Raw genomic sequence first — 26,283 nt, 5'->3', positions numbered from 1 at the left:
CAACTACAGAATTAAAGGATGGAGATCCGGATGAGAAGCAGACATATGAAGGCTTACACAGAGAAAATAAAAGCCGATTCCAATGATGCAAGACGTGTTCTACTCAAACTACAGGGCCTGTACCTGTTTATGGGACTTGCGGGGGGAATGTTTAACCCGTATATTAATCCCATATTGGTAGAACAAGGGTTTTCCAGTAAAGAAACCGGATTTATTATGGCGTTTGGTACACTTGTATCTATTATTCTTCAACCTATATGGGGAATTCTGGTAGATAAGTTTAAAAAGACACGGTTTGTACTGGTGATCAGCCTGCTTGTTCCTGCATCGTTAGCGTACTTCTACAATATTCAAGTGTACTTTATATTAATATTGATTTATACTTTATGCACTATATTCCAAGTGACTCAAATACCCGTCGCTGACTCCTATGCGGTTACAGCCGCGAGAGCAGCGAACACCTCATATGGCATGATCCGACTCTTCGGGAGCATAGGAACGGGAGTTGGTGGATTTGCAGCTGGTATGTATCTCTCCCAGTTTTCCATTCACATGTTATGGCTGCCATTTCTCCTGTTTAATATTCTGAGCGCTATACTGGCAAGTACACTTCCCCGGCAGACGAGCATATCCTCGTCCTCGGTAACCTTCTCCGTAGGTTTGGCAAGGTTGCTCCGAAACCGGACATTCCTTCTATTTCTAACAGGTTGTTTCCTGGTTAACCAAACGCTCACTGCGTTTAACTCCTTTTTCGTTATTTCATTTCAGATGGCTGGCGGTTCTGTGACCATGACGGGTACAGCACTGTTGCTGGCGTCGATTACCAATGTTCCATCCATGTTGGCAGCGGCATTCATACTCCGTAAATGGGGACATGAACGAACGATGCTGCTTGCAGCGGGGGCGTATATGTTACGTTGGGGCATACAATGGTTATGGCCTTCGCCTGAGGTGATGATTGGAGTTCAGGTGCTGCACGGGTTATCCTTTGGATTCTTCTATATCGCAGCAGTGGAATATGTGGCTTCCGTTACGGGGCGGGAAATGCAGGCCACAGGACAAAGTTTGTTTAACATGGTGTTTGCCGGATTGGGCGGAATTGTTGGTAATATGCTGAATGGATATTTGCTCGATTCCGGTGGTCCATCACTGATGTACCTGGCTTGTACGATCAGTGCGGCATTAGGATCAGTGATTCTGTATATCGTCAGTAGGCAAGCCAAAGAACAGAGAAGATCATATTCACTAGAATAGAGATGGAAGGAGTTGGAGCCTATGAAAGTAAATTTGAAGCGGAATTGGCACACCAAGTTGATGTATTCGTATTTTCCCATTTTTCTGCTTACGATTTCCATTCTGATCTTTCTCTCCTTCCTGATTGTCAACGAACTCTCACGTAACGAAACTCAAAAAGCCGACATGATCTCTACCCGCTACATCGTGGACACGCTGGAGCGCTCGCTAAGCGACATTGAACTCCGGTTGTTGGAAGATATCGGCACGAACAAGACATACAGTCGTTTTCTGGAAGCCGGGCAGGGACAATTATCAAGCCAGTTCATCTATGATGCGGCAAGTGGGCTGGGACGTATGCTGGATCAGCAGGATATGATTCAATCCATCTATCTCTATCGGATGTCTGATTCACAGATTCTTACGCCCAGAGGCATGATGCGCATGGAAGATTTCGAAGATCGTGCCTATATTGAACAAGCCTTGAAGAATCGAGAGAACCTTGGTTGGAACTTGCCGCGTGAATACAAGGAACGTTATTTCGACTTGCCTTCACAGGTGATTAGCATGAATAAGTGGCTTCCGTTGCCGTGGGGTGGAGAAGGCCTGCTCGTTATTACCATCAACATGTATGCAGTCGAACGTCAGATTGATCATATGACCAATGAAAAGTTGTCTGTACTTCAGGTTCGGGACAAGAGTGATAATCTGATCTATACGGCGCATCAAATGGACCCGTCAGCAGGTGAAATACTTAATCGTGTGTCTGCGGACAAGCTAGGTCTGGTCTTCGAGAGTGGTATTCAATCCGGACAACTGTATTCATGGGTATCCCTTGTATCTTATGTGTGGATCGGTATTGGATTATTAACGATCATTGGTGCGGTGGCTGGACTAATCTACATTACTCGAAGAAATACACGCCCCATTCAGCTGATCATGAATCGAATTCAGGCGCTACAGCCACGTGCCGAGGAGGATGAAGCAGCTCCATCTGTCAAAGATGAACTGGCACTCATCGACCGTGCGCTGGAACATTTGATTGCTCAGACGGTTGACTATGAGAAACAGCATCATGAAAACCTGTTAATTCACCGCAGGCAATTGCTTGTTGATCTGATGGAAGGGGAGCGGATGGATTCATTCCGTCAGCGACTTCGCCATCTGCAACCTCTAGAGGAACGATTCATGGAACCGAAGAGTGTTGCCGTGCTTATTGCAGAGATGAATGGTGAGGATCTCTCGACCAATCAGAATATTCTGAAGATTGCACTCATGAACGTAGTGGAAGAACTTGTGCAGAACGAGATGGAATTCGGTGGTTGGGCTGAATGGTTTGGGAATCGCAGACTTATTGTCGTGATTGCATCGGATGAACAGGAAGGACTGGATCGTGAGTTGCTTATGGATCTAGCTAAACAGATGCATATGTGGATCGCGGAGCATTTCCGACTGCGGTTTACCTTTGGAATCGGACGAACCGTTTCAGGTTGGGAGGAAATTACACGATCGTATGCCAGTGCAGATGCTGGATTGCAGCATAGACTTACTCTTGGTAAAGATGCCATTGTTCTCAGTGAACAACTTCCAGATCGTATTGAGATGCAATCTTACAAGTATTTGCAGATGCTAGCAGACTTTGTCCGTGAATTCAGACTAACCGGTGATGGGTGGCGAACGCAGCTGGATCAGATGTTTGTAGCGTTTGGCGAAGATCAGATTACAGATAACGATATTCGCATGCTGCTGCAGGCGTTAATCCAGATGTTGTCTCGTGAATTCGGCGAGCTGTCTGAGCGATTGCAAAGTCAGTTTTCCGAGGAAATCCTGACTCGTCTTCGCAGTGATATCCAGCAGGTGGAGACACTCGAGGGAATTCAGGAGATTTTGCAGGAATGGCTTAAAGAGGTCTATCGCAATTATGTTTCTGTGAATGAAACAAAAAGTCATCGCGCGATGATCAATGAGCTGCGGATCTATATTGAAGAGCATTTTGATGATCCGGATCTGTCGCTGAAACATCTGAGTGATCGGTTCCAAATCTCGGGCAAATATGCGAGTTATCTGTTCAAGGAAGAGTTTGAGATGAAGTTTGTTGATTTTCTGGTGAAACTGAGGGTCGAAAAGGCCTGCCGTCTGTTGTCTGCATCCGATATGGCTGTACAGGATATTGCTCTGCAAGTGGGTTATGCCAATGCCATCTCTTTCGGCAGAGTATTTAAACGGATTATGGGCGTGACACCAGGGGACTACCGCAAGCAGAGTGGAAAACAAGGCGATCAATAACGGGATTGCACGTGTTAGAACATCCAAGCATCGCATGAAAATCAATATTCTTAGAGATATCATATGAAATCTCCTGTATGAGGCACTAAGGTTCGTACCTTATCGCCTTTGCAGGAGATTTTTTACGTGCGGGAAATGCCATCGATACATTGTTTGGTCAAGTGAAGTTTAATCTTCCACCGAGGAATTAGTGCGTCAAATGCATTTATATGTGCTACACATGGAGATCACTACAGATGTGGTCTCTTTTTGTTATGGTTTGATGGAGTTATCCAGTGGAAAAAGGATTATTGCGTTCTGGGCTATGCCAGACTGTATACGATAAATCATATTCAATACAACACTATGTGTTATTATAGTTAACATTAAGGAAGTGAAAATTGTATATTGTCAGGAAATATGTTTATATATCGTGGTATTTAACTTAAAAACCGTAATTTTTACATTTTGAAAATAGTTTATTGTCTAAATATCAAATCGTATGTAATGATTAGTGACATTCACAGGTGCAACGAAATGGGATGAACAAAGTGGAGTGGCAATCATGTGAATTCATATCAGAGTGTGTGCGAAAGGGGAAAGGTCAAATGAGATTATTTCAAAGACGTAAGGCAGGCAAGGCAAGTTCAATCCTCGCAGTGGTAACAGCATTCACTCTATTGTTATCTGCATGTTCATCAGGAAGCGAATCAACATCTTCATCAGGAGAGTCGGGTTCGGGGGAAAAAACGACTTTGAAAGTAGAAATCTTCGATCGGGGAAACACACCGGCGGGCTACACCATTTCGGACAGTTATCTGACTCGCTTCATTCAAGAGAAGTTTGGCGATCCAAACAACATCGATGTTCAGTTTGTTCCGGTACCACGCTCGGAGGAAGTACAGAAACTTAATGTTCTGATGGCGAGTGGCTCTGAAGTACCTGATATCGTATTTACCTATGATTCGGGAACATTCAACCGGTATGCAGAGCAAGGAGGTCTGACCGAACTTACGGATCTGATCAATCAAAGTGGTCCTAACCTGAAGAAGTTCCTGGGAGATGAAACGCTGGCCTACGGTCAATACGATGGACAACAATTCGCTGTTCCAGGTAAACGTCTTGTACTTGGCAAGTACGCATCCTATGTTCGTCAGGACTGGCTGGACACACTCGGACTGCCTTCCCCTGAGACAGCTGAGGAGCTGCATACTACACTGAAGGCGTTCAAGGAAAAAGATCCAGGTAAAGTCGGCACAGGACTTATTCCTATGGGAATGTCTATTGCTTCGGCTCAATATGAACCGCTGATCTGGTCATTCATTGAACCGCTGACGGAAGAACAGAAATATACATTAACGCAACAACTGGGTTCCAATGACTATCCAACCTTATTGCCTGGTTTCAAGGACGCCCTGAAATATATGAACACACTTTATAATGAAGGATTAATGAGCAAGGACTTTGGACTCGACAAAGATAAGAAAAAGCTGTGGGAAGATGTATCTAACGGCAAAGTTGGATTCTACACCGAGGATGCGGGGGAGATCTACATCTCCGGTACGTACAAAAATCTGCAAACCAATCAACCTGGTGCAGTGATCACACCGATTGATGCATTCAAAAACTCGGAAGGCAAATTCGCCAAACCGGCATATGCGCCAAATGCAATGTATGTCATGATTCCGAAATCAAGCAAAAATGCGGAAGCAGCGATGAAGTATCTGGATTGGATGGCTTCAGACAACAACCTGTTCGACCTGCAATTCGGTGTTGAAAACGAGAACTATGAACTTGTGGATGGGGTTCCATTGATCAAAGATGATGCTTCTCCTGAAATCGCAGGTCGTATCTATAATTCCGGTGACATTGCCATTATTGTCAATGGTAAATACGTTGGAGATGACAAGAAAAATGAAGAGGCCTATGTCGTTCAGGTAGAGTCGAAGTATCGGGATGATATGCGTAAGTCGGTAGCGATCTCTAACACGGACACGATTCAACCAGTGCGCTTCTCTAAACCGATTGATGCAGAAGCACGCTACGGTAATGGTCTGAAAGACAAGTTTATGGAGTTCTTCGTGAAAACAACGATATCCAAACCAGCTGATTTTGAAGCCACGTATGACAGCATGATGAAGGACTACATGGCGAGCGGTGGTCAAGCAATCCTGGATGAACGTACAGAAGCTTACAATGCAATGAAATAGGTAAGTAGAGATCACATCTAATGCATACGGCAACAAAGAACAGGGATTCCATTAAGGTGATGACAACATCACCTTAATGGAGACATCCTGTATGACATGGGGGGAAGGTTTATGAAAACAAGCATCTATTTCCGCAGAAACTGGCAACTATATGCGTTGCTCCTACTGCCCATGATCTACTTCATTATTTTCAAGTATGGGCCAATGTATGGCGTGCAGATTGCGTTCAAGGATTTTAACTTCTTTCAAGGTATCTCCGGTAGTGAGTGGATTGGTTTGGATGCATTCAGAGAAGTGTTTCAAAATCAGGGCTTCTACACTGCATTACGTAACACGTTAGTACTTAACATGCTGGATTTACTGGTCTCCTTCCCGGCACCACTTATATTGGCCATCTTATTGTTCGAGTTGAAGAAGGCCTGGTTCAAAAAGTTGGCACAGACCTTACTGTACATTCCTCACTTTATTTCGTGGGTGATTATTGGAGGAATCGTACTTCAGGTATTTGGTACGCAATCCGGATTCATTAACAATATCTTAATGAGCATGGGATTCGATCCATTGCCTTTCCTTTCAGACAAAAACTATTGGCTCTTTACGTATCTTGCGGTAGGCGTGTGGCAGAGTGCAGGCTGGGGTACGATTCTGTATCTGGCGTCCCTGACGGGCATTAACCGGGAACTGTACGAAGCAGCAGAAGTGGATGGAGCAAGTCGGCTGCGCAGAATCTGGCACATCTCCTTACCAGGCATCAAAACGACGATTGTTACCTTATTGATCATCAATGTCGGCAACATGATCTCCATCGGCTTCGACCGGCCGTTTATTATCGGAAACGTGGCTGTGCGTGAATACTCGGATGTACTCAGCACATTTGTCTATCGTGTCGGTTTACAGTCTGGTCAGGTTACGCTCGCAACAGCTGTAGGTTTGTTCCAGGCTTTAGTTGGACTTGTCTTCATACTCGGAGCGAACTATACGTCCAAGAAATTAACCGATGAGAGCATTATGTAGTGGATTGAATCACATATGATCTGTAAGGAGTGAGTGGGATGTCTGAAAACACGGCGAATCGAATATTCAACACGGTAAACGTCATTCTTATTGTCATTACGATGGTGCTGTGTCTTGCACCATTCATTCATATTATTGCGATCTCGCTCAGTTCAAACCGGGCGATCGGTTCAGGAGAAGTATCCTTTTTTCCCAAAGAGTTGTCCTTTGAGGCGTATACCAAAGTATTTGCAGATGGATCAATGATTCGTTCCCTTATCTATACAATATGGCTGACCGTCCTTAGTACTGTGCTAAGCATGGTGATGACTATCGCAGCAGCTTATCCACTGGCGAAGAGTAATCTGAAAGGGCGCAAGTGGTTCATGCTCGTCATTGTGGTGACGATGTTCTTCAGTGGGGGCATTATTCCCGAGTACATTCTGATCAAAAATCTACATTTACTCGATAGCACATGGGGACTTATTCTGCCTGGATTGATTAGTCCGTTCTACATGATCATTCTCATTACCTTCTTCCGAGGTATTCCTGAAAGTCTGGAAGAAGCAGCAGGCATTGATGGAAGCAGCCATTTTGGAACACTCATACGCATTATCTTGCCACTGTCCCTTCCGGTTATGGCGACACTGAGCCTATTCTACGCGGTAGGACGCTGGAATGGTTTCCAGGATGCACTCATGTATATCACCAAGCCTGAGCTATACCCTTTGCAATTAAAGTTGTATCAGATGATTCAGCAAAACCAGATTACAGAACTGATGCAGAACGAAGGAATTGGTGCCGTTCAGGTATTGCCTGAGAGTCTGAAAGCAGCCAGCGTTATATTCTCAACGTTACCGATCCTGCTTGTGTATCCGTGGTTGCAGCGGTACTTTATCAGTGGCGTAATGGTAGGTGCTGTAAAAGGTTAACAATCTCGGGAGGTCGCATGACATGACACAACGAATGGTAGAGAAGATGTCGAAAGAGCAGCAGTATCTTGTAAATCAGTCGATGTTGATGATGGATAGCTTCTATGATGAGGAACTGAATCTGATTCGGAGTTTTGAAGAGGAGGATTCATCGCAGCACAGCACACGAGCCAGTGCACATTATGCACTCGGGTTGTTGATTCGAAATGAGCCTGGTGATGTGGAACGCGCGATACGGGTGTTCCACAAAGTGCTCGATTATCAATATGACGCTCCGGATGAAATCTATCACGGAACCTTCGCGACCCGACCCAATGATGTGCATCCACCAGCGGGTCACTATGCTTGGAAATCTTTTGCGCCAGGCACGGCCTATTTCCTGGAACGCACCTTTGAGAAGGTGTCTGCGCAGTTTATCCATAAACTACAGGAAGAGGGTTCTCTGCTCACTGAGGCAGCGGATCCCAAACAACTGAAACACCTTTTTAATTCGGCAGTGAATGAGGTTCTCCCACCAGTCTGGATCAGCTATGATCCCAACTGGCGCGAGTTCATCGCTTGTGTCTGTGTGGTCGTAACTGCCGAATTCTCCGAACTTATGCCGGAGACACTCATGAAACGGATGGACCATGCGATGGGGTTGACTGTTCAAGGCTCAATAGAACGCAGGTTATCCGACGTAATCCCCATGAACACAAATATTGAGTTGATGCACATTTTCATTACCCACTACTATGGTCATCGCTTGAACCGAACAGATTGGATTCGTCATTCGGAAGAACAGGCAGAGGGGTTAATGAAAGAGTTTGAACAGTACGATGGTACATTCGCGGAATTCAATACGACAACGTATTACGGGGTGGATCTGTCCGTGCTTGGCATGTATCGAAAGTATGGACTCACCGAACGTTTGATCGAAATTGGCCACCGGATTGAACATGGGCTGTGGAATAACATTGCGCTATATTACAACGCCAACCTGGAGAATCTCTCCGGCCCGTTCTCCCGGGCGTACGACATGGAGATGCGAGAGCACAGTTCGATCGGTGTATTTATCTATCTCTTGCTTGGAGAAGGGTATGAATATCTGGCAGGAATCAACTGTGAATCTGGGCATGATCCGCTGATTGCGCTCCTCGGGGTGGATGTGCCCGCTGAAGCCGTACCCTTTTTCAAGGCTCATCAAGAGGATCGTCTTGTGCAGAAACAGTTCATGGAACTATGTGAGCGCAATGATCCAGCGTCTAACCGGAATCTATGTACGGCCAAGGCCTGGATCGGAGAAGACCGGATGATCGGGGCCATGTCGGGAAGTGTGAATACCAACGGCCAGATGCATCCAGCCACGATCCACTGGCAGACAGATAAGGGTGAGCGTTATTATCTCCGCTTGATCCGTCGTGAGGTGGGCGAGGGGTGGAATAGTCATCTGGGCGGAATAACGTTCGATGCGGATCTCACGCCAGATACGTTAACCATTGATGTGGAATTGGATACGGCGGAAGAGATCGATGTTTATTTTGAAATCAGGGGGCCATCCCTTAGTCAGCAGGATATTACACCAGCGTTATGGCGGTTCCCTGGCCTTACTTGTGCCGTAAAGGCTGAGGCGCCTGAACCATCCGTGTTAATGCTTGTGAATCATGCGGAGATCATCTATCGTTATGTGCCTGGGAAGACTGCGAACAAGATGAGATTCGAATTGACTTTTCGTGAAGACAACGGTTTGAGGAATAAATAGGTATATAAGATGAACTGAACATTTACACGAGAACGAAGAGTGCAGAACCGATCTGAAGAAGCGGAGCGTTCGCCTTTATCACCGGATTTTTCCCTTTGGAGAAGGGGATCAAAAAAATCTGGGGATAACAGCGATCGGAAGATGGTACTGCAATTGGAGTGATCTAGTGTAAAGTTTATTGGTTCAACTTATATAGATAGAGATAAATGGAATATGAATGGGCGATAGAATGAGAGTCAGGAGGACCAAGTATGTACACAGACAAACAAGAATATTCGTTCTCAACATGTTGGAATATCAAACGTCATACGACCGGACAAGGCATGATTGAGGAGATCAAGTCTCTTGGATTCAAACAGGTTGAACTGAATTATAACGTTACGGAAGAGATGCTGCAGACGATAGAGCCGATGATTGAACGGGGAGAGATCGGTGTATCCAGTGTGCATAATACATTTCCGTATGTGGCTGATCCGGATTACGGAACGGATTCCGTCCTGCTCGGATTTGATGATGAACCGCGCCGAAAACGGGCGATTGAACTGTTACTTCGTTCAGCCGAGTACGCACATCGTTATGGTGCCAAGGCTGTCGTTGTACATCCCGGTGAAGTTCCGTTCGAATACAACATAGATGAAGCATTGAAAAAGATATACCACGATCAGGGGCCGGACTCAGCGGCGTATCAAGCTTTATGGCAAGAGATGATCGAGAAGAGGCAAGATGGCAGCACACATTACCTGAGCCGGATTCAGGAAAGTCTCGAAGAGGTATGCGACTTGTCCGAGCAGCGAGGATATGGGGTGAATTTCGGTATTGAGACCCGTTCACGCTGTTATCAGATGCCGACTTTGCATGAAGCCGGAACGATTATTGGACAAATGAAGGGCGCGCCGCTTGGTCTCTGGTATGATATTGGTCACGGTATGATGATGGATCGAATGGGCCTGTACGATAATGTACGGGAGGCTAACGCGTTGATTGATCACGTGGTTGGCGTGCATATTCATGAAACCGTAGGGTTGGCAGATCATTGGTGTCCATACATCCATAGTAAAGACATGACCTTCTTTGATTCATTTTTGGATATCATTGATCGTTCGCCAGTGAAAGTATATGAGCTGAAAGCCGCGTGCACACCGCAGGAAATCGATGAGAGTCATGGTTTGATTACAGCTCGTATTGCTGAACGTCATGCGGCGCGTCAGCACGGATAAGGGAGCAACCGCATCAAACATGAATGCACCTTATAGAAGTAAACCAACATATAGAGCGGTTCAGAACATACCTTAGGTTGCATGTGAGGGGTTCTGCCGCTCTTTTGTTGTTCTCGTAAAATGTTCCATGCTTTAACGTTTCTCAGGGAGTGTTACGTCACCGAGAATCCCTGCCTGATAGCCTTTGACTACAGCACCAATTCTGGACTTAACACCAAATTTCTGCGTAATAGAGGTAATATGATACTCCACTGTACGTTGACTGATCGCCAGATCCTGTGCAATCTCCTTGTTGGTCATCTCCAGTGCAATGCGGTTAAGCACTTCCCGTTCAGTTGCTGTGAGGGATTCCTCCAGATTAGGAGATAACATTTTCTCTGGAATAAGCACATGACCCAACATACTTTGGTGGATGGCGTTGATAATCTGTCCATACGTTGCTTGCTTCGACAAATAGGCATGAACGCCCAGATCATAAGCTTTTAACTGGAATTCGTGATAGTTGTATCCGGATAGTAGTATGATTTTAACGGATAACCCGTATTGATCTTTCAATCTTCTCACAACTTCGAATCCGTCAAGCTGGGGCATGCGGATATCCATCACGACAACGTCTGGTCGCAACGTCTCTACTTCGGATAAGAAAAGCAAAGGATCATTGAATGTCTTCACTACCTGTATGTCTGGTTCACGATTCAAACGGTTGTTGAGACCTTCCATGACCAGAGGATGATCATCAAGCAGTACGACTGTGATTGGTTCGTTCATTATTCAATAGCTCCTTTGATGAAAGGCAAACGAATGCTTATTGTGGTTCCTTTGCCAGGGGTGGAATGTACGGTGAATTCTCCACCGAGATGCTGAATGCTGCTTTGTATGGAAATCAAACCGAAGTGCCCTGTTGCAGTATCAAATGTGGTATGAACATTAAACCCCAAGCCGTCATCTTTGACTTGAATAATCAGATGGTTATCTCTTGTATGTACCTGAATGGAGCAAAACGTAGCTTCGGCGTGTTTCATTACATTCATAATGAGTTCACGGATCGACCGAAAAACAGTGGACTTCAGTGGTTCTTGCTTCAACTCTTCAGACGAAGCATGGTAGCTTAGCTCCATCATGATACCACTTTGCATTTCAAGCGTACGGATGAGCCATTGCAGCGCTTCTTCAAGATCACTTCGATCCATAATATGAGGGTACAGATCATCACACAGTTGGCGAATATCTTTCTGGGAAGCATACAGGCACTCCAGCCAAACAGCCGTTTGACCCCTATCCGTCACTCCGGTATCATGTAATTCCTCCAAATCACGAGACAGGAAGATCAGGTTTTGAAGTAGTTGATCATGAAGGAAATAAGAGGTTTTCATACGCTCTGCCTGTTGGGCTTCCATCAAAATATCATTGAACTCCCGATGACGGCGTATCTGGTGTTCATGAAGCGTTGTCTGATCAACACGGTGTTCATATCGCTTTTGCAGATCGGATAAGAGTTTGCCATTGACGAGCATTCGAATTGCTTCCAGCCTGCCTTGATCAATGATATCCTGTTCTTCTGCTGAAAAAAGGGTGCGATTTTCTTTGTGACCGATACCCAGAAATCCTATCGTCTCCGTAGTGGGTTCACCTGACAGCTCCCAAACCTGTGCCAATTCGTATTTCTGTCGTAAAACTTCAATATCCAACGCCTCATTATTGGTATTCTGAATGGAAGCAAAAATCCCTGTACCTTCCTGAGAATATCTGTGCTTATCATCAATCCATATGACAATTACACCTTCAATATCAAGCATCTTGTGGAACATCTCGGCAAACACGTGAATCATGTCCCGCATGTTTTGCTGCTCAGCCATTCGCACAGTCAACCGCAGTTGCTGGTGTTCCAACCAGTCTTTGTTAAGTTTGTTTTTCTTACGTGAGCGGGTGAGCATGTACTGATACACCCAAGTGATCAGCAAAAACGAGACAAACAACAAGCTGATATGAATTAACGAATGCAGGTGAGAAGCAGCCAGAAACAGTAAAAATACGATTAAAACATATAGTCCTTGAATCATCAATCTTGGCATAACCAGTTTGAGGTCAAGCATACTCCGTTGTACAAGTACATAAGTGAACATCCATGACAAAGGTAGAAATCCAATTAATGTGTACTCTACAGGCAATAATGGTTCACCTTGAAGCAGGGTTGGAATAGCAAAACAGATGATGAAGGGAATCAGGCTAACAAGTATTCCAGTTAACATGAGCAATAGCTGGTTCTGCTCCTTGCGATTGTAGCTTTTACGATTAACCCATGTCATCCAGATTAAGATCAGAAGGGTTGCACAAAGAATAAAGTTGAGCAGGTTGGTTGGACCAGACGGTGCAACAGGAGTACTGACGGTAGTAATGCCTTGATTGATTTGAACATCGGTCATTATCCACTGCTTGATGTACAGAAAGGCAAGGCCAGTAGAGTAGGCAACGGCAATACATCTGCTGATGATTAATAACCATCGGAAACGATGCAGACGGGTACGGAATACAAAAGACACATAAAAAGCAGTTAGACAGTAAGGTAACCATGCCGCACAAAAGGCCAAAATATAATTAGATAAAGGCAACTGGGATGTGTATATCGTCAGTATACATATGGCCATGGACAGGTTAAGGAGGTAGAACAGGCGCATCACTCGTGAACCGGGTTGGCTAAACAAGGCATAGGTTCCGGTCAACAATAGCAATAATTCTACTATGGATGAGAAGCCGATGTTGAACCATTCACGTGATCCAGGCTTCATTGTATGTCCGGATGCCTGACCGTGAGAATTCTCAACGTCGATGGTGTAGGCTTCAGTCACTAAGAATACACCTTTTTGATGGAGTAAGCGGACTCCTCCTTTGGGTTCCAGCGAGATAACGGTGTCACCCGATCGAATCCCGGATGTATAAGCTAAACCTTGCGGATCTACATAATGTACTGCCCAAGAATTGGAGGCATTTGGTGTCAACGAAAGTCCGATATAAGGATTCATAAATGAAGAGATATGGATATACGTGGCTGTCAGTATAAAGCACAGCATCGTTACAAACCACACGAAATTAAATTTAGTTTTCATGAATCTATGTAATGGGAGTCTTAGTCGCATGGTAAAATCATCCGTTCTTATAAAATGCATCATTGGTAAAATGAAGTGGAAAAACAAGCCATGCAGCAATGTCATGGCTTGCCGAGCATCACTCTATGTTAATGTAGCAGAGTGCCTAACATTTTGTACATCAAAACTGATGATTCCTGCCTGAGCATAGGCTGCTTCGATCTATAATCCACAGCACCGGTGCTGGATACGGATACTTCGGGACCGTAGAGACCTAGAGCAACCACAAACTGGACACCTTCTTCAGCCCAACGATCCTGTGAACCGATGAGATCGGCAGTTACGGCAGGTGCGCCAAGTAGTTGTTGTGCCGTTCTCGAAATAATCACCGCGGCCTCTTGCCTTGTTATGGCTTGCTCGGGATGGAACAATCCACGGGTATTACCTTGCACAATGCCCAGTTCATGGGCAGTTTGAATGTAGGCCGCATAAGGACTAGATTGGGTATCTTTAAATGTTGGTGGTTGAGCTGAAATGGACATCCCGCTTATGCCCACAACCTGTGTTACGAACTCCCCACGACTTACGGGCTTCTCCGGTTCAAACAGGGATTGATCCTGTGGATACAGGCCAATCTGTGTCAAACGATAGATGTACGGAGCATAGGGATGGTCTTCTGGCACATCTTCATAAGGCTTGGCTTCGGGTAATTTTTCGGACCAGCTATCTGACTTGTTGTAATAGAAATATGTGATTTCACCTGACTGATTTTTTTTGAAACCAGCAAGCTTACCGTCCTCATCCATGAACAACATGTCCTTAACGGGTGTTAAAGTGTGAGTGCCATAAGCATCTATAACCTGAAGTCCTGTCTCTGTTGCTGAAATATCATATAACCATGCAGGCAGGCGGATATCACGATATAGTCCCTCGTAGGAACGGAGTGAAGACTCGGGTACACTATAATTGACATCTTGGGTCTCTTTGTTCGGATAAAAATGATCCATAAATGCTTGAAAAAGCGTTTCTCGCAGATCAGGTCCATCACTGTTGGAAACGATAAGCAGTCCGGTCTTCTCGTTAGGCAACAGCCACATATTGGAGTGGAAGCCCGCAAGATCGCCTGCTTTACTCACGACTTTCCGTCCATGATTATACTGCGAATAGGTGGATTCGAATCCATAACCTGTGCCAGGTATATCGGGGTGTATGGAGACATCCAACATTTGCATCGCTTGGACGGATGGTGGTTCGAGTATACGTGCGCCCTGGTAGGAACCTTGATTGAGCTGCGCAAGCATAAAATGAGCCATATCCCGTCCAGTCGTTATTAATCCGCCTTCAGGTGAACTGTCGGGTACATTGGGATATTGCGGGATTTCCCGTCCTACAGCGTCATAAGGAGTTGCGAGTTTTCCCAGCGTGTCTTTGCTTAGAGTAAAATGGCTATCCGACATATGAAGAGGGTTGAATATATACTGTTGTATATAAGTCTCAAAAGGAAGGTTGGACTGTTTCTGTACAATGTAGCCCAAGAGTGCATAGCCGTAGTTGTCGTAACGGAAAACTTCTCCTGGAGTTCGCACAACGGACGGTTTGTTGTCTTGGATGAATTGCTCAAGCGGATAAGAACGATCCAGCTCCCTGGGTATAGCTGCTGCATCTGTGAAATCAAACCCGCTGGTGTGGGTCATCAGATGTTTCAATGTTAACGCTGTTCCGGTATGGTTGGTCAGATGCAAAGCATCTGTGTATGCGCTGATATCCTGATCAAGCGTTACGTTACCTTGCTCGACCAATTGCATAATGGCGGTTGCTGTCAGTGTTTTGGAGATGGAGGCTACACGGAATAGAGTGGAGTCGGCATCGACGGGGATTTGTTTTGCCACATTGGCATAACCATATCCTTTATTCAAAACGATCTGTTGATCGTGAACAACGGTGACTACCGCACCTTTCAGAGCAGACTTCACTTCAGGCTGGGCGAAGAATTGATTGATGAACGATTCAGTTTCCTGAGGGCTTACCTGAGGAAGAGGGAGACTGCTCTCTGCCGATACACTGGTTATTGTGGTGAAACTCAGAGATGCAACAAGGAGGATGTTGGCTACGGCACGTTTCCAATTAGGATTCGATTTGTAGCTGTGTTGTTGTTGCTGTTGAGTTGGATAAGTTACTGCGTCAGATTTCATGAAATTCTCCTTTGTTTAATGTTATGTACGCTCTCTTACATTTGAGTTACATCTACAATCTATCAGTTCGACTACATTGGCGATTCCGTAGTGCACACTTATTTTTGCGTGACTTCCGCAATGCTTTTTGCGTGATCCCGCAAACGTAGAGGATGCAGAGTGCGTTTCGAATGATCTTAAATATATGAAAAGAGGTATTTGTCATGATGGACCCAATGGGGGTCTCGACAAATACCTCTTTTTGTTCCACCTTTTATTTTCAAAGGGTAGCGTTATAGTGTGAAGGGATTGGTAGTTAGATATATAAGCTACTCATACATCCGTCGTTCAAGTTCGGCATAGGCGATGGCTGAGTCATTACTCGAGTTGTCGATATAAGCGACGGATGCAGCAGGGAGCGGCCAGGCTACTTCTTTTCGGACCAGAGAAGCTGTGAAGGCATCCCAGTTGGCTAGTTTCCATTCATCCAGTGGGGATTGTCTCGCTGTAATCCGCTCGTGATATAAGGCTTCATTCTCCAAATAAATATAGGCCACCCGCACATCCGTATCATCCAGGGTATGTCCAATTCGTGCAAGTTCCTGAGCAATCCAATCCGGGGTACCGATTTCTTTGGTAAATGGCCCCACAACGATAGTATCGATACCCAACTGAACGTTATCCAGAGCGGCGTCCATCGTAATGCGGTACCCAAGATCACGGCACAACCTTTTGTATTCAGGCGAATCCCGGTCGGATGGATCCAATCCCTGAAGAGTCATAATTGCTTCAGCCGCGGGCCGAAGCAGGATATCCATGTCGAAGAAAGCAGCTTTATGTTTACGTGAAAGGGCTTTGGCAAGTGTAGTCTTGCCGCTTCCAGCCCCGCCGAGAAAGAAAATCAATTTGCTCATGAATGTAATGCCTCCTTAGTGTGTTAGAAGATCGTGTGGAATGTAAGTTAATATTATTTTGTTTATTTTAGCATAGTCCACATTGTAGTCTCACTTGATTACCTGCGAAGGAAACCAGATATGACGCAGGTTCACCCAGCCCTGACTGTTAAAAGATAGACCACGCACGGAAGGCAGATAAGCGGTCTCTACCGGTTTTTCAGATAAATGGAACAGTAGGTTCTGGTCAATCAAGAATCGCTCAATTCGGTCTAATTCAGAAGTTCGATCTGCTGCGATTGGAGAGGCGACGATGGTTTGCAATATCTCATGAATCGTCATCCGAGCAGAATCTTCAAGGTGCTCAGACAACGTGGAGTAGAGATCATATCTGCGCAGTTCTTCATCCCTGTCCCGAATCAGCGAGAAGAGAATCAGATCAGACTCCAGCCGCAGATTTCCTTTGAACTGCTCCATCGTAGCGGTTCGGACGGTACAAGAGAAACCGCACTGCTCCAGTATGAACGCCAGATGTTGAGCATCCCTGCGATATTGTGGAATGGTTGCAATGTGCAGGGAGATGGGACTGGTGGAAGCGGATCTTATAGGTATATCGCTAAAATTCTCTGGGTGGACAGCCCCGGTACTCACGGCATCAGAATTGAAAACCGTGATTTCAGATTCGTCTGCATGTCCGTTATCTCTATACATTCCAGCAAGGCATGACTGAAGGTGTGCTCTTACTTCCGGATCGTTTAACGGTCCGGTTTTTTGCGTATTACACGTGAGTAATTTATGGACCATTACACCTGCACTAATCTGTGTCCAGTCTGCACCCTCAGACGAAGACGGATTATGAACAAGATGGATAAATGGAGTTTCGATATCTTGACTATCATCCCATTTTGCCTTGGTACTCCACGGAATCTGCAGAATATCCACCCGGTCCATATGCGCTCTACCCTGAAAATACGATGTGAATGCTTCAAGTCTGCATAAGTGATCATCCCATGCGGTGACCTTGAACGGGCCAGTCCCAACAGGTTTCTGCATCCCTTGCACATCATCTGCATGCTTTATGTTCTGTTCGTTTTTTCCTGGTGAAGGTACAATCGCTGCACGACTTGTTGTAAGAAAGGACAGAAACAATTCGTGAGGGTCTTTAAGCTGGAAACACACGGTTAAGGGATCAACCGCTTCAATAGAAAGGATCTGTTTACTTACATCACGGTACAGTGTCCGGCGATCTGTGGATTGTAGCCGTTCGAACGTATGCACAATATCATGAGCCGTCAGCATCTGACCATTGTGAAAAGTAATACCTTTTCGTAAATAGAAGATCCAGGTCTGCCGATCTTCACTGACATCCCAGGTATGAGCCAGACAGGGAAGAATCTCACCCTGTTCCCCCCGTTGAACCAACCCGTCAAAGACATGACTGGTAACAAAGGACTCAGCGAGTAAATTGATATATAGCGGATCAAGCGCATGAAGCTGTTGACGGAGAGGCAATCGAAGTGTATCAATCTGCTCATTATTGGTGCCGGCTTCCGTATGATGACCCGAATATCCAAGCAACCACTGATTGAGATGATCCTGCATAGTTGTTGAACTGGAGAATGCGCTCACCTGCTCGGCAGCTTCCAACAATTCCCGGCGATTCATGGCCTGCATCATGTATTCTGCGGCGATTTGGTCAGCCGGGACAAGCAAGGTCAGTGAAGAACGCCGACCACGACCGCGCTGGGAAACCCAATGAATCCAATCGTGGGCTACCATCTTTTTGACAATCGTTAACGTATTGCGGTGGGTACAATCGAGCAATTCAGCGAGATCGGCGAGTGTAAGTTCATGTTCTGTATGGTGACCATAATGACGATGCAACAGCAGATATTGCTGATGTAATTTCAACGTGTGGATTCCCTCCTGGAGGTGATCTCTGGCGTAATTCTCTAAAATAAGAAGTTTTATTGATTTTAATTTCTATTTATATTCCTATTTTATCATCTAGAATAAAGCATAGAAAGGTTAATGGAGGTTTTTCCCATGATTGATAAAATAATGGCTTCACCACAGCGCGCACTCATCACGCTAGGATCTGCATGGATACTGGCTATCATTCACCAGTATTTGTTCTATGACAATGAGATTGGCGTATCGTATCCCATCTTTGTAATTCTCTTTTACAGCTTCATGTATCTGTTCGCTCGGGACCGCATGAGGTCTTTCCAGTGGATTGATGCATTTGTGGCGGGTGTTGTACTGTTGCTGTCGTTAACATTCCTGTTATATGACAATGAACTATTGCGTGTTCTTAATTTTCTGTCTGTACCGGGTCTTATTATTTTACATATGACGTATCTGATGGGCAGGAAACAGAGGCAGTGGTGGGAGATCGGTTTAATCGGAACGGCTATTGACCATGTGCTGCCACAGACCATACGACATTGGGGAACCGTTGCGGCCATTGCTGTGAAAGCAGGAGGACGTGGCATGGGCAAATCACAGAAAACAGTTGTTTTCAAAGTGCTTATTGGCCTTGTGGCATCTCTGCCCATCCTTATTGTAGTCATCGCGTTGTTGTCGTCAGCTGACGGGGTTTTCGATCAGTACTTATCCGGTTTTCCAGAGTGGTTGAATCAACTGGCTTTTACGCCAGGATTGCCTAGAATGATCTGGGTGTTCATCGCAGGTATACTGTTTTTCGGTTATGTATGGGGATTCGTGCAGCCGATGCAATATGAGGCAGACAAGAGAGCGAACGCACATTGGAAAAATGGAGCAGTACCCACGGTTGATAAGCGTGATCACACCTATATATTCTCTCCTGTGGACCCGGTCACTAAAGGTCAGGTTACGAATAAAAACACACCCGAGACGCTACACACTCCGACTCATCGGGAACCATTCAGATTAGACCCCATCATTGTGGGTACGATGCTGATTGTTATCAACTGCGTGTACGTTCTATTTGTGCTAGTACAATTTTCGTACCTGTTCGGTGCGGGTGAGGGGCATCTCCCGGCGGATCTGTCCTACGCAGAGTATGCGAGAAGTGGATTCGCAGAATTGGTTCTTGTCACGGGGATTAACTTTTTTATCCTGATTATTGCTTTGCAGTATACTCGTCCGAGTGGCAAAGCGGGATTAATCCTGCATCAAGTGCTCCTTCTGATTCTGGTCAGTTGTTCAGCAATCATGCTGTATTCCGCGTTCATGCGTCTTAATCTCTATGAGCAGGCGTATGGATATACGTATATTCGCTTCCTGGTACACGCATTCATGATCTTTCTGGTACTCTTGTTGCTGATCGCTGGTCTTCGTATACGCTACACGTCGATTCCGCTGATCCGCTGCTATATTGTACTGGCACTCACTGCCTATGTTGCGGTCAATTATGTGGGAATGGATAACCGGATTGCCGAATTGAACATAGAACGTTATCATCAGACTGGCAGTATTGATGCATCCTACCTGGCGAGTCTATCGGCAGATGCAACTCCGCTACTTCGAGAGTTTGCTCTGAAGGAGTACCCGGATCTCAAGAGAGAAATGCTGGAACGTCAAGCCTACTTGGACATGTACTCATCAGAACGTTCCTGGCCTTCTTATAATGTAGCGAGACACAGAGCCGAGATAGAATTGTCCAAATTGAGAACAGAATAGTTGATTAATCGCTATTTTCAAGCGCGGATTTATGCAAAATCAATATGTAAGTGTTATAATATAAAAACTAACCTATAAAGGGGGTGAATCCCTTGTTTGAACTTCAGGAACTATTACCGTATTTATTCTCGATTGGACTCATCTTCACCGTCAGTTATGCCTATATCGCCCATCTTCACTGTGGCATGACAGAGTATTGGATGGAAGGTAGCGCCGGTGGTGGACTTGAACCAGTACTTCCCGCTTTGAGTTTGGACAGACAACACAGACAGGAAGTCTGGAGTCGCATGATCAGACGAAGAGAAGCGCCCGATGAAGATGATTCAGATTGTCATTCCTCGTTGAACGATTGGTCAACAAATCAACGAGGAGGATATATATGGAAAACAAGACCAACAAGGGATTCACTTTTAGATCGGGCAAGGGACGGATCTATGGCCTGATTGCTATATTGTTTGCAGTCATGCTGCTTGCCGGATGCAGCAACAACGTGTCGGAGATTACTTCATCGACACCGGGATTTTTTAATCACTATATCGTATTTCCACTGTCGTACCTGATTCAGCACATTGCCACCATATTTAGTGGAAGCTACGGGATCGCGATTATTGTAATTACGCTTGTCATTCGTCTGGCACTGTTGCCTTTGATGATGCGTCAAGCCAAGTCCCAGCAGGGGACCCGAGTTATCATGAACGCCATGAAACCCGAGATGGATGCGCTCAAGAAAAAATATGAAGGCAAAAATGACCCTGCGGATAAGCAAAAGCTGTCACAGGAAACAATGGAACTATACAAGAAACATAAGTTTAATCCGCTGAATATTGGTTGCTTGCCAATGCTCATTCAGTTGCCTATACTTTCAGGTATTTACACGGCTATCCGACTTACACCGGAGTTGTCCTCCCACTCGTTTCTGTGGTTCAAACTGGGAGCGCCGGACTACGTACTCGCTGTGGTGGTCGCGGTCATATATCTGATTCAAGCCAAGGTATCACAAGCCAATATGGCCCCTGAGCAGCGAAAACAGTTCGCCATTATGGGTTATCTCTCCCCATTGATGATGGCATTCTTTTCTCTTACAGCTCCGGCAGCGATGCCGCTCTACTGGACAGTTGGTGGTTCATTCCTGGTACTACAGACGTTATTGTTCCGCAAAATGTACCCGTTGGAACACCCACAGGAACCTGTAGTAGTGGAAGTGAGTAAGAAAAAGAATAAAAAAACGGGCTCATCCAAATCTTCTCCGAAACCTGCAAAGTCGTAAGAAAATCGGTCGAATGTGACTAGGGAAACATGCGAATACGGAAACTTGTTGAACACGGAAAACATGATGAAGAAGCCTGATCCATATGGATCAGGCTTCTTTTTGTGTTGAGAGCAGACATTCCTGTCCGAAAGAGGGCAGAAACATCTATGATAGCGAAGTCATGCATTTAAATAAGCATGCCAACTGGATGATTTGAAAGATATCTTAACAAGTTGAATGATTTTGCAATGGACGAAGCTTGTGAAATCCTGCAATGATATAGAAAATAACGACCCATCAATCAAACGAAGTGAATGCCACACAAGTCTACGACATGAAGGAGGAGTGTACATGGCATCTCGGCCAAAGCTCGGCTTGAAAAACCAGGCCAAGTGTATTGTAATGTTTATTCTAATCATTAGTTTGGTTGCAATGGCTTATCCTTATCCGGTATCAGGTGAGGCGTCTGTGAATGAGAATACGTCAGCAGAATATCTGCCAACGATTCATGTGGAAATTGATGCAAACGGTTTCAAACATCCGGGAATTGGGCTCACCAAGGACATTCTTGAGAATATGCGCACACAGGTGCTGGCAAAGCAAGAGCCGTGGTACAGTTATTTCAATCGAATGACAGATTCTCCAACTGCATCTAGGAACGTTACGTCCAGCAATCAGAGCAGTGCGGATCCGACAAAGCCTGGCAGCGTGGATTTTAACAGTCAATCCTTTAACTCCAAATTTATTGCGGACAGCTTAAAGGCCTACACGCAGGCCATCATGTACTATGTAACAGGGGAAGATGTGTACAGAGCTAACGCGATGGGCATCATCCGAATCTGGTCTCAGATGGACCCGGCAAAATACAGCTATTTCACCGATTCGCATATTCACACTGGAATTCCGCTGAATCGGATGGTGACAGCAGCAGAGATTTTAAGATATACCAGCACTACAACGCAAGACCTGGAGTGGACAGACCAGGACACAGCCGATTTTAGCAATAATCTCATCTATCCGGTCATTGATACATTCCAGCATCACAACGGGTATTTTATGAACCAGCATTTGTATCCGCTCCTTGGAGCAATGTCGGGATATATATTTACAGGAAACCGTGACCGTTACAATGAGGGCGTGGAATGGTTTACCGTGAATGAGACCGCTGTGGATCAAGGGCAAAATGGCTCGATTAAGCAGTTATTCCGATGGGTGCATACTAATATTGTGACAGGTGAAGCAGTGGTTCCACCGAGAGTGCAACATGTGGAGATGGGCAGGGATCAGGCCCATGGCGCTGGGGATCTCACCAATGTGGAGATCTTGGCCCGCCTGTTGGAAGCACAGGAAACCAAGGTCGATCCAGTCGCAGGAACGGTGTCCACTGCGGAGAATGCGGTCAATGCCTACGAATATCTGGATCAAAGGATATTGAAAGCGGCCGATTATTTTGCACAGTTCATGCTGGGCCATGATACGCCATGGACACCAGTGGCGGCTCATACGGATGCCGATGGCAATCCGACCATTATCTATAAAGAGCTGGCTGAAGGGTACAGAGGACGTATTGGCGGCAACGTATATGGTCTCTACTATTATTACAAATATGCGGTAGGCCTAGATATGGAAGAGAAAGCTCCATACTATGCCGATATGTTTAAGAAGCGACTGCCTTTCTATTGGGAATCTCCGGATGGAGGCGCTGATTATTGGATGTTTATCCCCGAAGAAGCAGCAACTGAGGGAGCAACAACACTTCCAAAAGTATCGACGAATGCGGATTGGAATGAAATCGAACACCGGGCTACAAGTCTGGATTCACATTCCGAGATAAAACAAGAGGGTGAAACATCCTTTGTAGAGATTACAGCCACGGAAGAGGGGAGTCGATTCTCCGTCGTCAGCACCAGCACTCCCGTCAAAACCATAGGTCTGCGGATTCGGACGAATGGTACAGCTAAGCTCGTGATTAATGGGTGGCATGATGCTCCTTTGATTTTGCCGGATACCAAGGGGCAGTGGAAATATGTATCCTATACCATGCACAACCTGCGAGGTCTAAGTGATTTGACGTATTTCAAAATTCAGGGAGCGGGCACTGTAGTGGATATGGATCACATACATCTAAAAGCGGGTGAACAGCTGACGCCACCTGTCTTTAACGATAGCGGAACCTCTCTTGATTTGTATACGTATGTCGGGTCAAATGCAGCATTGCAGTACGATTTTACTGCCACGGATGCAGGCGCAGGTGACAGCGTCACTTACCAGATCAATCATAAGCCTGAGGGGGCTGCGTTTGACGAAAGTACAGGTGCTTTTTCGTGGAAGCCGGAGCAGGTCGGCACCTATTCCATAGTGGTAGAAGCGACGGATGGGACCACCATCACTGCGAAAGAAGTCAAGGTCATCGTGAGTGCTGACCGTTCGTCTGCCGTTGCCGCAGTGATTGCTGCCTATAACCCGGAAACCAGCTATGTATCGGCGAGTTTAACACACTACAATAGCATATATGCTGATGTCATGGACGTAATAGCAACGGCTTCAGATGATGAGTTTTTGCAAAAGCTGGTGGAGTTGAGAGCTGCGGTAGTTGGTCTCCAAGAATTAACACCACAGCTTCAGGATGGAAGTATGGACTATTCCCATATGCTGGCTGCCGCAACCTTCTACAACGAAACGCTGAATTTATTGGATAATTACGCGGGGAGCTTTGCATTTTACGGTAACGCCGTCAATTTGACACACACCATGGATTTTGGACCGGATTATAAAGTGACTGCGGATGCTTTCTCCCTTCAGGTAAGGGCAAGCTTCCCCGAGCGGATCGGCGGTACTGCGTTTTTTGGTTCTAATGATAATGAAACATGGACACGGCTAACGCCAGGGTTGACCGTCGTATCTGAAGATATGCAGACACTTGAAGTTAGCGAAGGTCACAGAAATACGCCTTTCCGTTTCTTCAAGATTCAGATGATTGAGCCATCCAGTACGATGCTGGAGTTGTCCGAATTCAGAATATTTGGAGAACGCCATGAAACGAATAATAAACTTCAATCGCTCTCAATAAGCTCTCCCCAGAGCGTACAGAATCGAGTTGATGCAGGCAATACGGTTATTCTGACCTTTGAATCCAGTGAGCCGATTCATGATGTGCAGGCAGTGATTCAAGGTCATGAGGCAATCGTGCATTCGATGGATCAACTGAACTGGACGGCATCTGCGGTCATGGATAATCTTGCGCCTACAGGTCCTATTCGGTTTGCCATCGATTATAAGACAGCTAATGGACTGTCCGCAGGTCCTGCTATCTTCACGACGGATCAATCTTCGCTGTACTTGGTGAACCAATCCAAGCTCCTCGATGTAACCAGGCTGGCCACCGTAACAGCTTCAGATAAACAGTATGGTACAGGCGGACTGAGCAAGGAACAGGTAGGGTATCTATTGTTCGATGGCAATACAGGTACTTTTGGCGATCTGGCAACTGGTGCCGGAGCCTACTATACGTTGGACTTTGGACCAGATGTATCCGTAACGCTGAACGATATAATGCTAATGCCCAGAGCCTCCTATCCCGCAAGAATGAACGGAGTGGTCCTGCAAGGTTCGAACGACAATAACAGCTGGACGAACTTGATTGCAGCCGTCACAGGAACAGCAGAAGGCAAGTGGACTTACATTGGCGGGGACAAAATAATCGATCATGATGCTTACCGATACCTGAGAATTTACAACAGCGCTGCATGGAACGGCAATTTGGCAGAAGTGGAATTGTACGGAAAATATGATATTCGCAGCATCGATTCCAAGGTAGTTAGCCCCGATGGATATACGAAGGGAAGCTATTACCAATACATGCAAGAGGTTGAGCGCATTCGAGAACTCTTCAACAATCCTGCATCTGATCGGCCCGCTTTGCTGGAGGAGTTGTACCAGGTTCAAGAGCAGCTTGTCTCTCTATCTTCCCTGCCTGCACAGAAGCTTACCGTAACGCCTTCCATGGTGACGGCCTCCACGCCAGTCTATCAGAACAAGGGGACCAAAGAGCAGAATGGTTGGCGTGCCGTGGACAGTAATGTCGACACGTTTACCGATACCATGGATGCTGTATCATGGATTGATATTGATTTAGGAGAAAATCAGGCCGAGTCATTGTCGAGCTTCAAGTTTTATCCGAGAAATGGTAAGACTTCAGAAATTACGCGTGTTAACGGAGCTATTCTACAGGGATCTAACGACGGCACGCATTACACCGATTTGTATACCATCAGTGGGATCAGTAGCGTCCAATGGCATACGGCTTCGATAACCAACGATACAGCGTTCCGTTATCTGAGGTATTATTCACCGGGCGGTTATGCCAACGTGGCGGAACTGGAATTGTACAGCAAGCCCACAGACCTGACACTGCTAGTCATGCTACTGGAACAAGCGGACACCTTACAGGCAGAAATCTATGACGAGACTGGTTTTACCGCCATGTTGGCGGCCAAATCACTGGCCACGGAAATAGCGGAAGATGCTGACAGCACCCAAACACAGATTGATTCCGCAGCTAACGAGCTGCTACAAGCGATACAGGCACTGGTTATCCAGACGGAAACGAACGAAGAAGGATGAAAGGAGG

Annotated in this window: 15 protein-coding genes; 10 read left to right on the top strand and 5 right to left on the bottom strand. The window is 45.8% G+C overall.

From position 1 onward, the window contains the following. Positions 1–30: 30 nt before the first annotated feature. The 7 genes from FS628_RS01730 to FS628_RS01700 all read left to right on the top strand — a co-directional run bounded on the left by FS628_RS01730 (position 31) and on the right by FS628_RS01700 (position 10,591). Positions 31–1,254, top strand: a complete 1,224-nt coding sequence (locus FS628_RS01730; RefSeq protein WP_260870901.1) for an MFS transporter — start codon at positions 31–33, stop codon at positions 1,252–1,254. A gap of 21 nt (positions 1,255–1,275) precedes the next feature. After that, the gene (locus FS628_RS01725; RefSeq protein ID WP_145318129.1) at positions 1,276–3,519 is read left to right on the top strand and encodes a helix-turn-helix domain-containing protein; all 2,244 of its coding nucleotides are present in this window, start codon (positions 1,276–1,278) and stop codon (positions 3,517–3,519) included. A 587-nt stretch (positions 3,520–4,106) separates the two neighbouring features. Next, positions 4,107–5,708, top strand: a complete 1,602-nt coding sequence (locus FS628_RS01720) for an extracellular solute-binding protein (protein ID WP_145318126.1) — start codon at positions 4,107–4,109, stop codon at positions 5,706–5,708. 111 nt (positions 5,709–5,819) lie between these two features. Next, positions 5,820–6,722, top strand: a complete 903-nt coding sequence (locus tag FS628_RS01715; RefSeq protein ID WP_062834078.1) for an ABC transporter permease — start codon at positions 5,820–5,822, stop codon at positions 6,720–6,722. Positions 6,723–6,760: 38 nt separating this feature from the next. Further along, a complete protein-coding gene (locus tag FS628_RS01710) occupies positions 6,761–7,633 on the top strand; it encodes a carbohydrate ABC transporter permease (RefSeq protein ID WP_145318123.1) in 873 nt (290 codons plus the stop codon). A 22-nt stretch (positions 7,634–7,655) separates the two neighbouring features. Further along, entirely contained in the window at positions 7,656–9,374 is a 1,719-nt protein-coding gene (locus tag FS628_RS01705; RefSeq protein ID WP_145318120.1) for a hypothetical protein, read from the top strand. A 251-nt stretch (positions 9,375–9,625) separates the two neighbouring features. Then, complete coding sequence (locus FS628_RS01700) at positions 9,626–10,591, top strand: sugar phosphate isomerase/epimerase family protein (protein WP_145318117.1); 966 nt, start codon at positions 9,626–9,628, stop codon at positions 10,589–10,591. A 132-nt stretch (positions 10,592–10,723) separates the two neighbouring features. Here FS628_RS01700 and FS628_RS01695 read toward each other — a convergent pair whose 3' ends face one another. The 5 genes from FS628_RS01695 to FS628_RS01675 form a co-directional block, all read right to left on the bottom strand. Continuing rightward, on the bottom strand, positions 10,724–11,359 hold the full coding sequence (locus FS628_RS01695) for a response regulator transcription factor (protein WP_145318114.1): 636 nt from the start codon (positions 11,357–11,359) through the stop codon (positions 10,724–10,726). Then, entirely contained in the window at positions 11,359–13,695 is a 2,337-nt protein-coding gene (locus tag FS628_RS01690; RefSeq protein WP_222125164.1) for a sensor histidine kinase, read from the bottom strand. Before FS628_RS01690 ends, FS628_RS01695 begins: the two co-directional genes overlap by 1 nt. Positions 13,696–13,823: 128 nt before the next feature. Next, positions 13,824–15,866 (bottom strand): serine hydrolase, encoded by a 2,043-nt coding sequence (locus FS628_RS01685; RefSeq protein WP_145318108.1) that lies wholly within the window; start codon positions 15,864–15,866, stop codon positions 13,824–13,826. 308 nt (positions 15,867–16,174) lie between these two features. Continuing rightward, positions 16,175–16,759, bottom strand: a complete 585-nt coding sequence (locus FS628_RS01680) for an AAA family ATPase (RefSeq protein WP_145318105.1) — start codon at positions 16,757–16,759, stop codon at positions 16,175–16,177. Between the two features lie 90 nt (positions 16,760–16,849). Continuing rightward, a complete protein-coding gene (locus FS628_RS01675; protein ID WP_145318102.1) occupies positions 16,850–18,649 on the bottom strand; it encodes an ABC transporter substrate-binding protein in 1,800 nt (599 codons plus the stop codon). 135 nt (positions 18,650–18,784) lie between these two features. Between FS628_RS01675 and FS628_RS01670 the strand changes: the two genes are divergently transcribed. From FS628_RS01670 to FS628_RS01655, 3 genes are all read left to right on the top strand, one after another. Beyond that, the gene (locus tag FS628_RS01670) at positions 18,785–20,404 is read left to right on the top strand and encodes a DUF4153 domain-containing protein (RefSeq protein WP_145318099.1); all 1,620 of its coding nucleotides are present in this window, start codon (positions 18,785–18,787) and stop codon (positions 20,402–20,404) included. Positions 20,405–20,783: 379 nt separating this feature from the next. Next, positions 20,784–21,671 carry a membrane protein insertase YidC gene (yidC, locus tag FS628_RS01660; RefSeq protein WP_145318096.1) on the top strand — a complete coding sequence of 296 codons (888 nt, stop codon included), beginning with the start codon at positions 20,784–20,786 and terminating at the stop codon, positions 21,669–21,671. 333 nt (positions 21,672–22,004) lie between these two features. Continuing rightward, positions 22,005–26,276, top strand: a complete 4,272-nt coding sequence (locus FS628_RS01655; protein ID WP_186327687.1) for a discoidin domain-containing protein — start codon at positions 22,005–22,007, stop codon at positions 26,274–26,276. Positions 26,277–26,283 lie beyond the last annotated feature (7 nt).

It is taken from the genome of Paenibacillus xylanexedens (assembly GCF_007676705.1).
GTDB lineage: Bacteria > Bacillota > Bacilli > Paenibacillales > Paenibacillaceae > Paenibacillus > Paenibacillus xylanexedens_C.
Note: the sequence above shows the minus strand (reverse complement) of the source record. Positions and strands in the feature narration are given on the sequence as shown.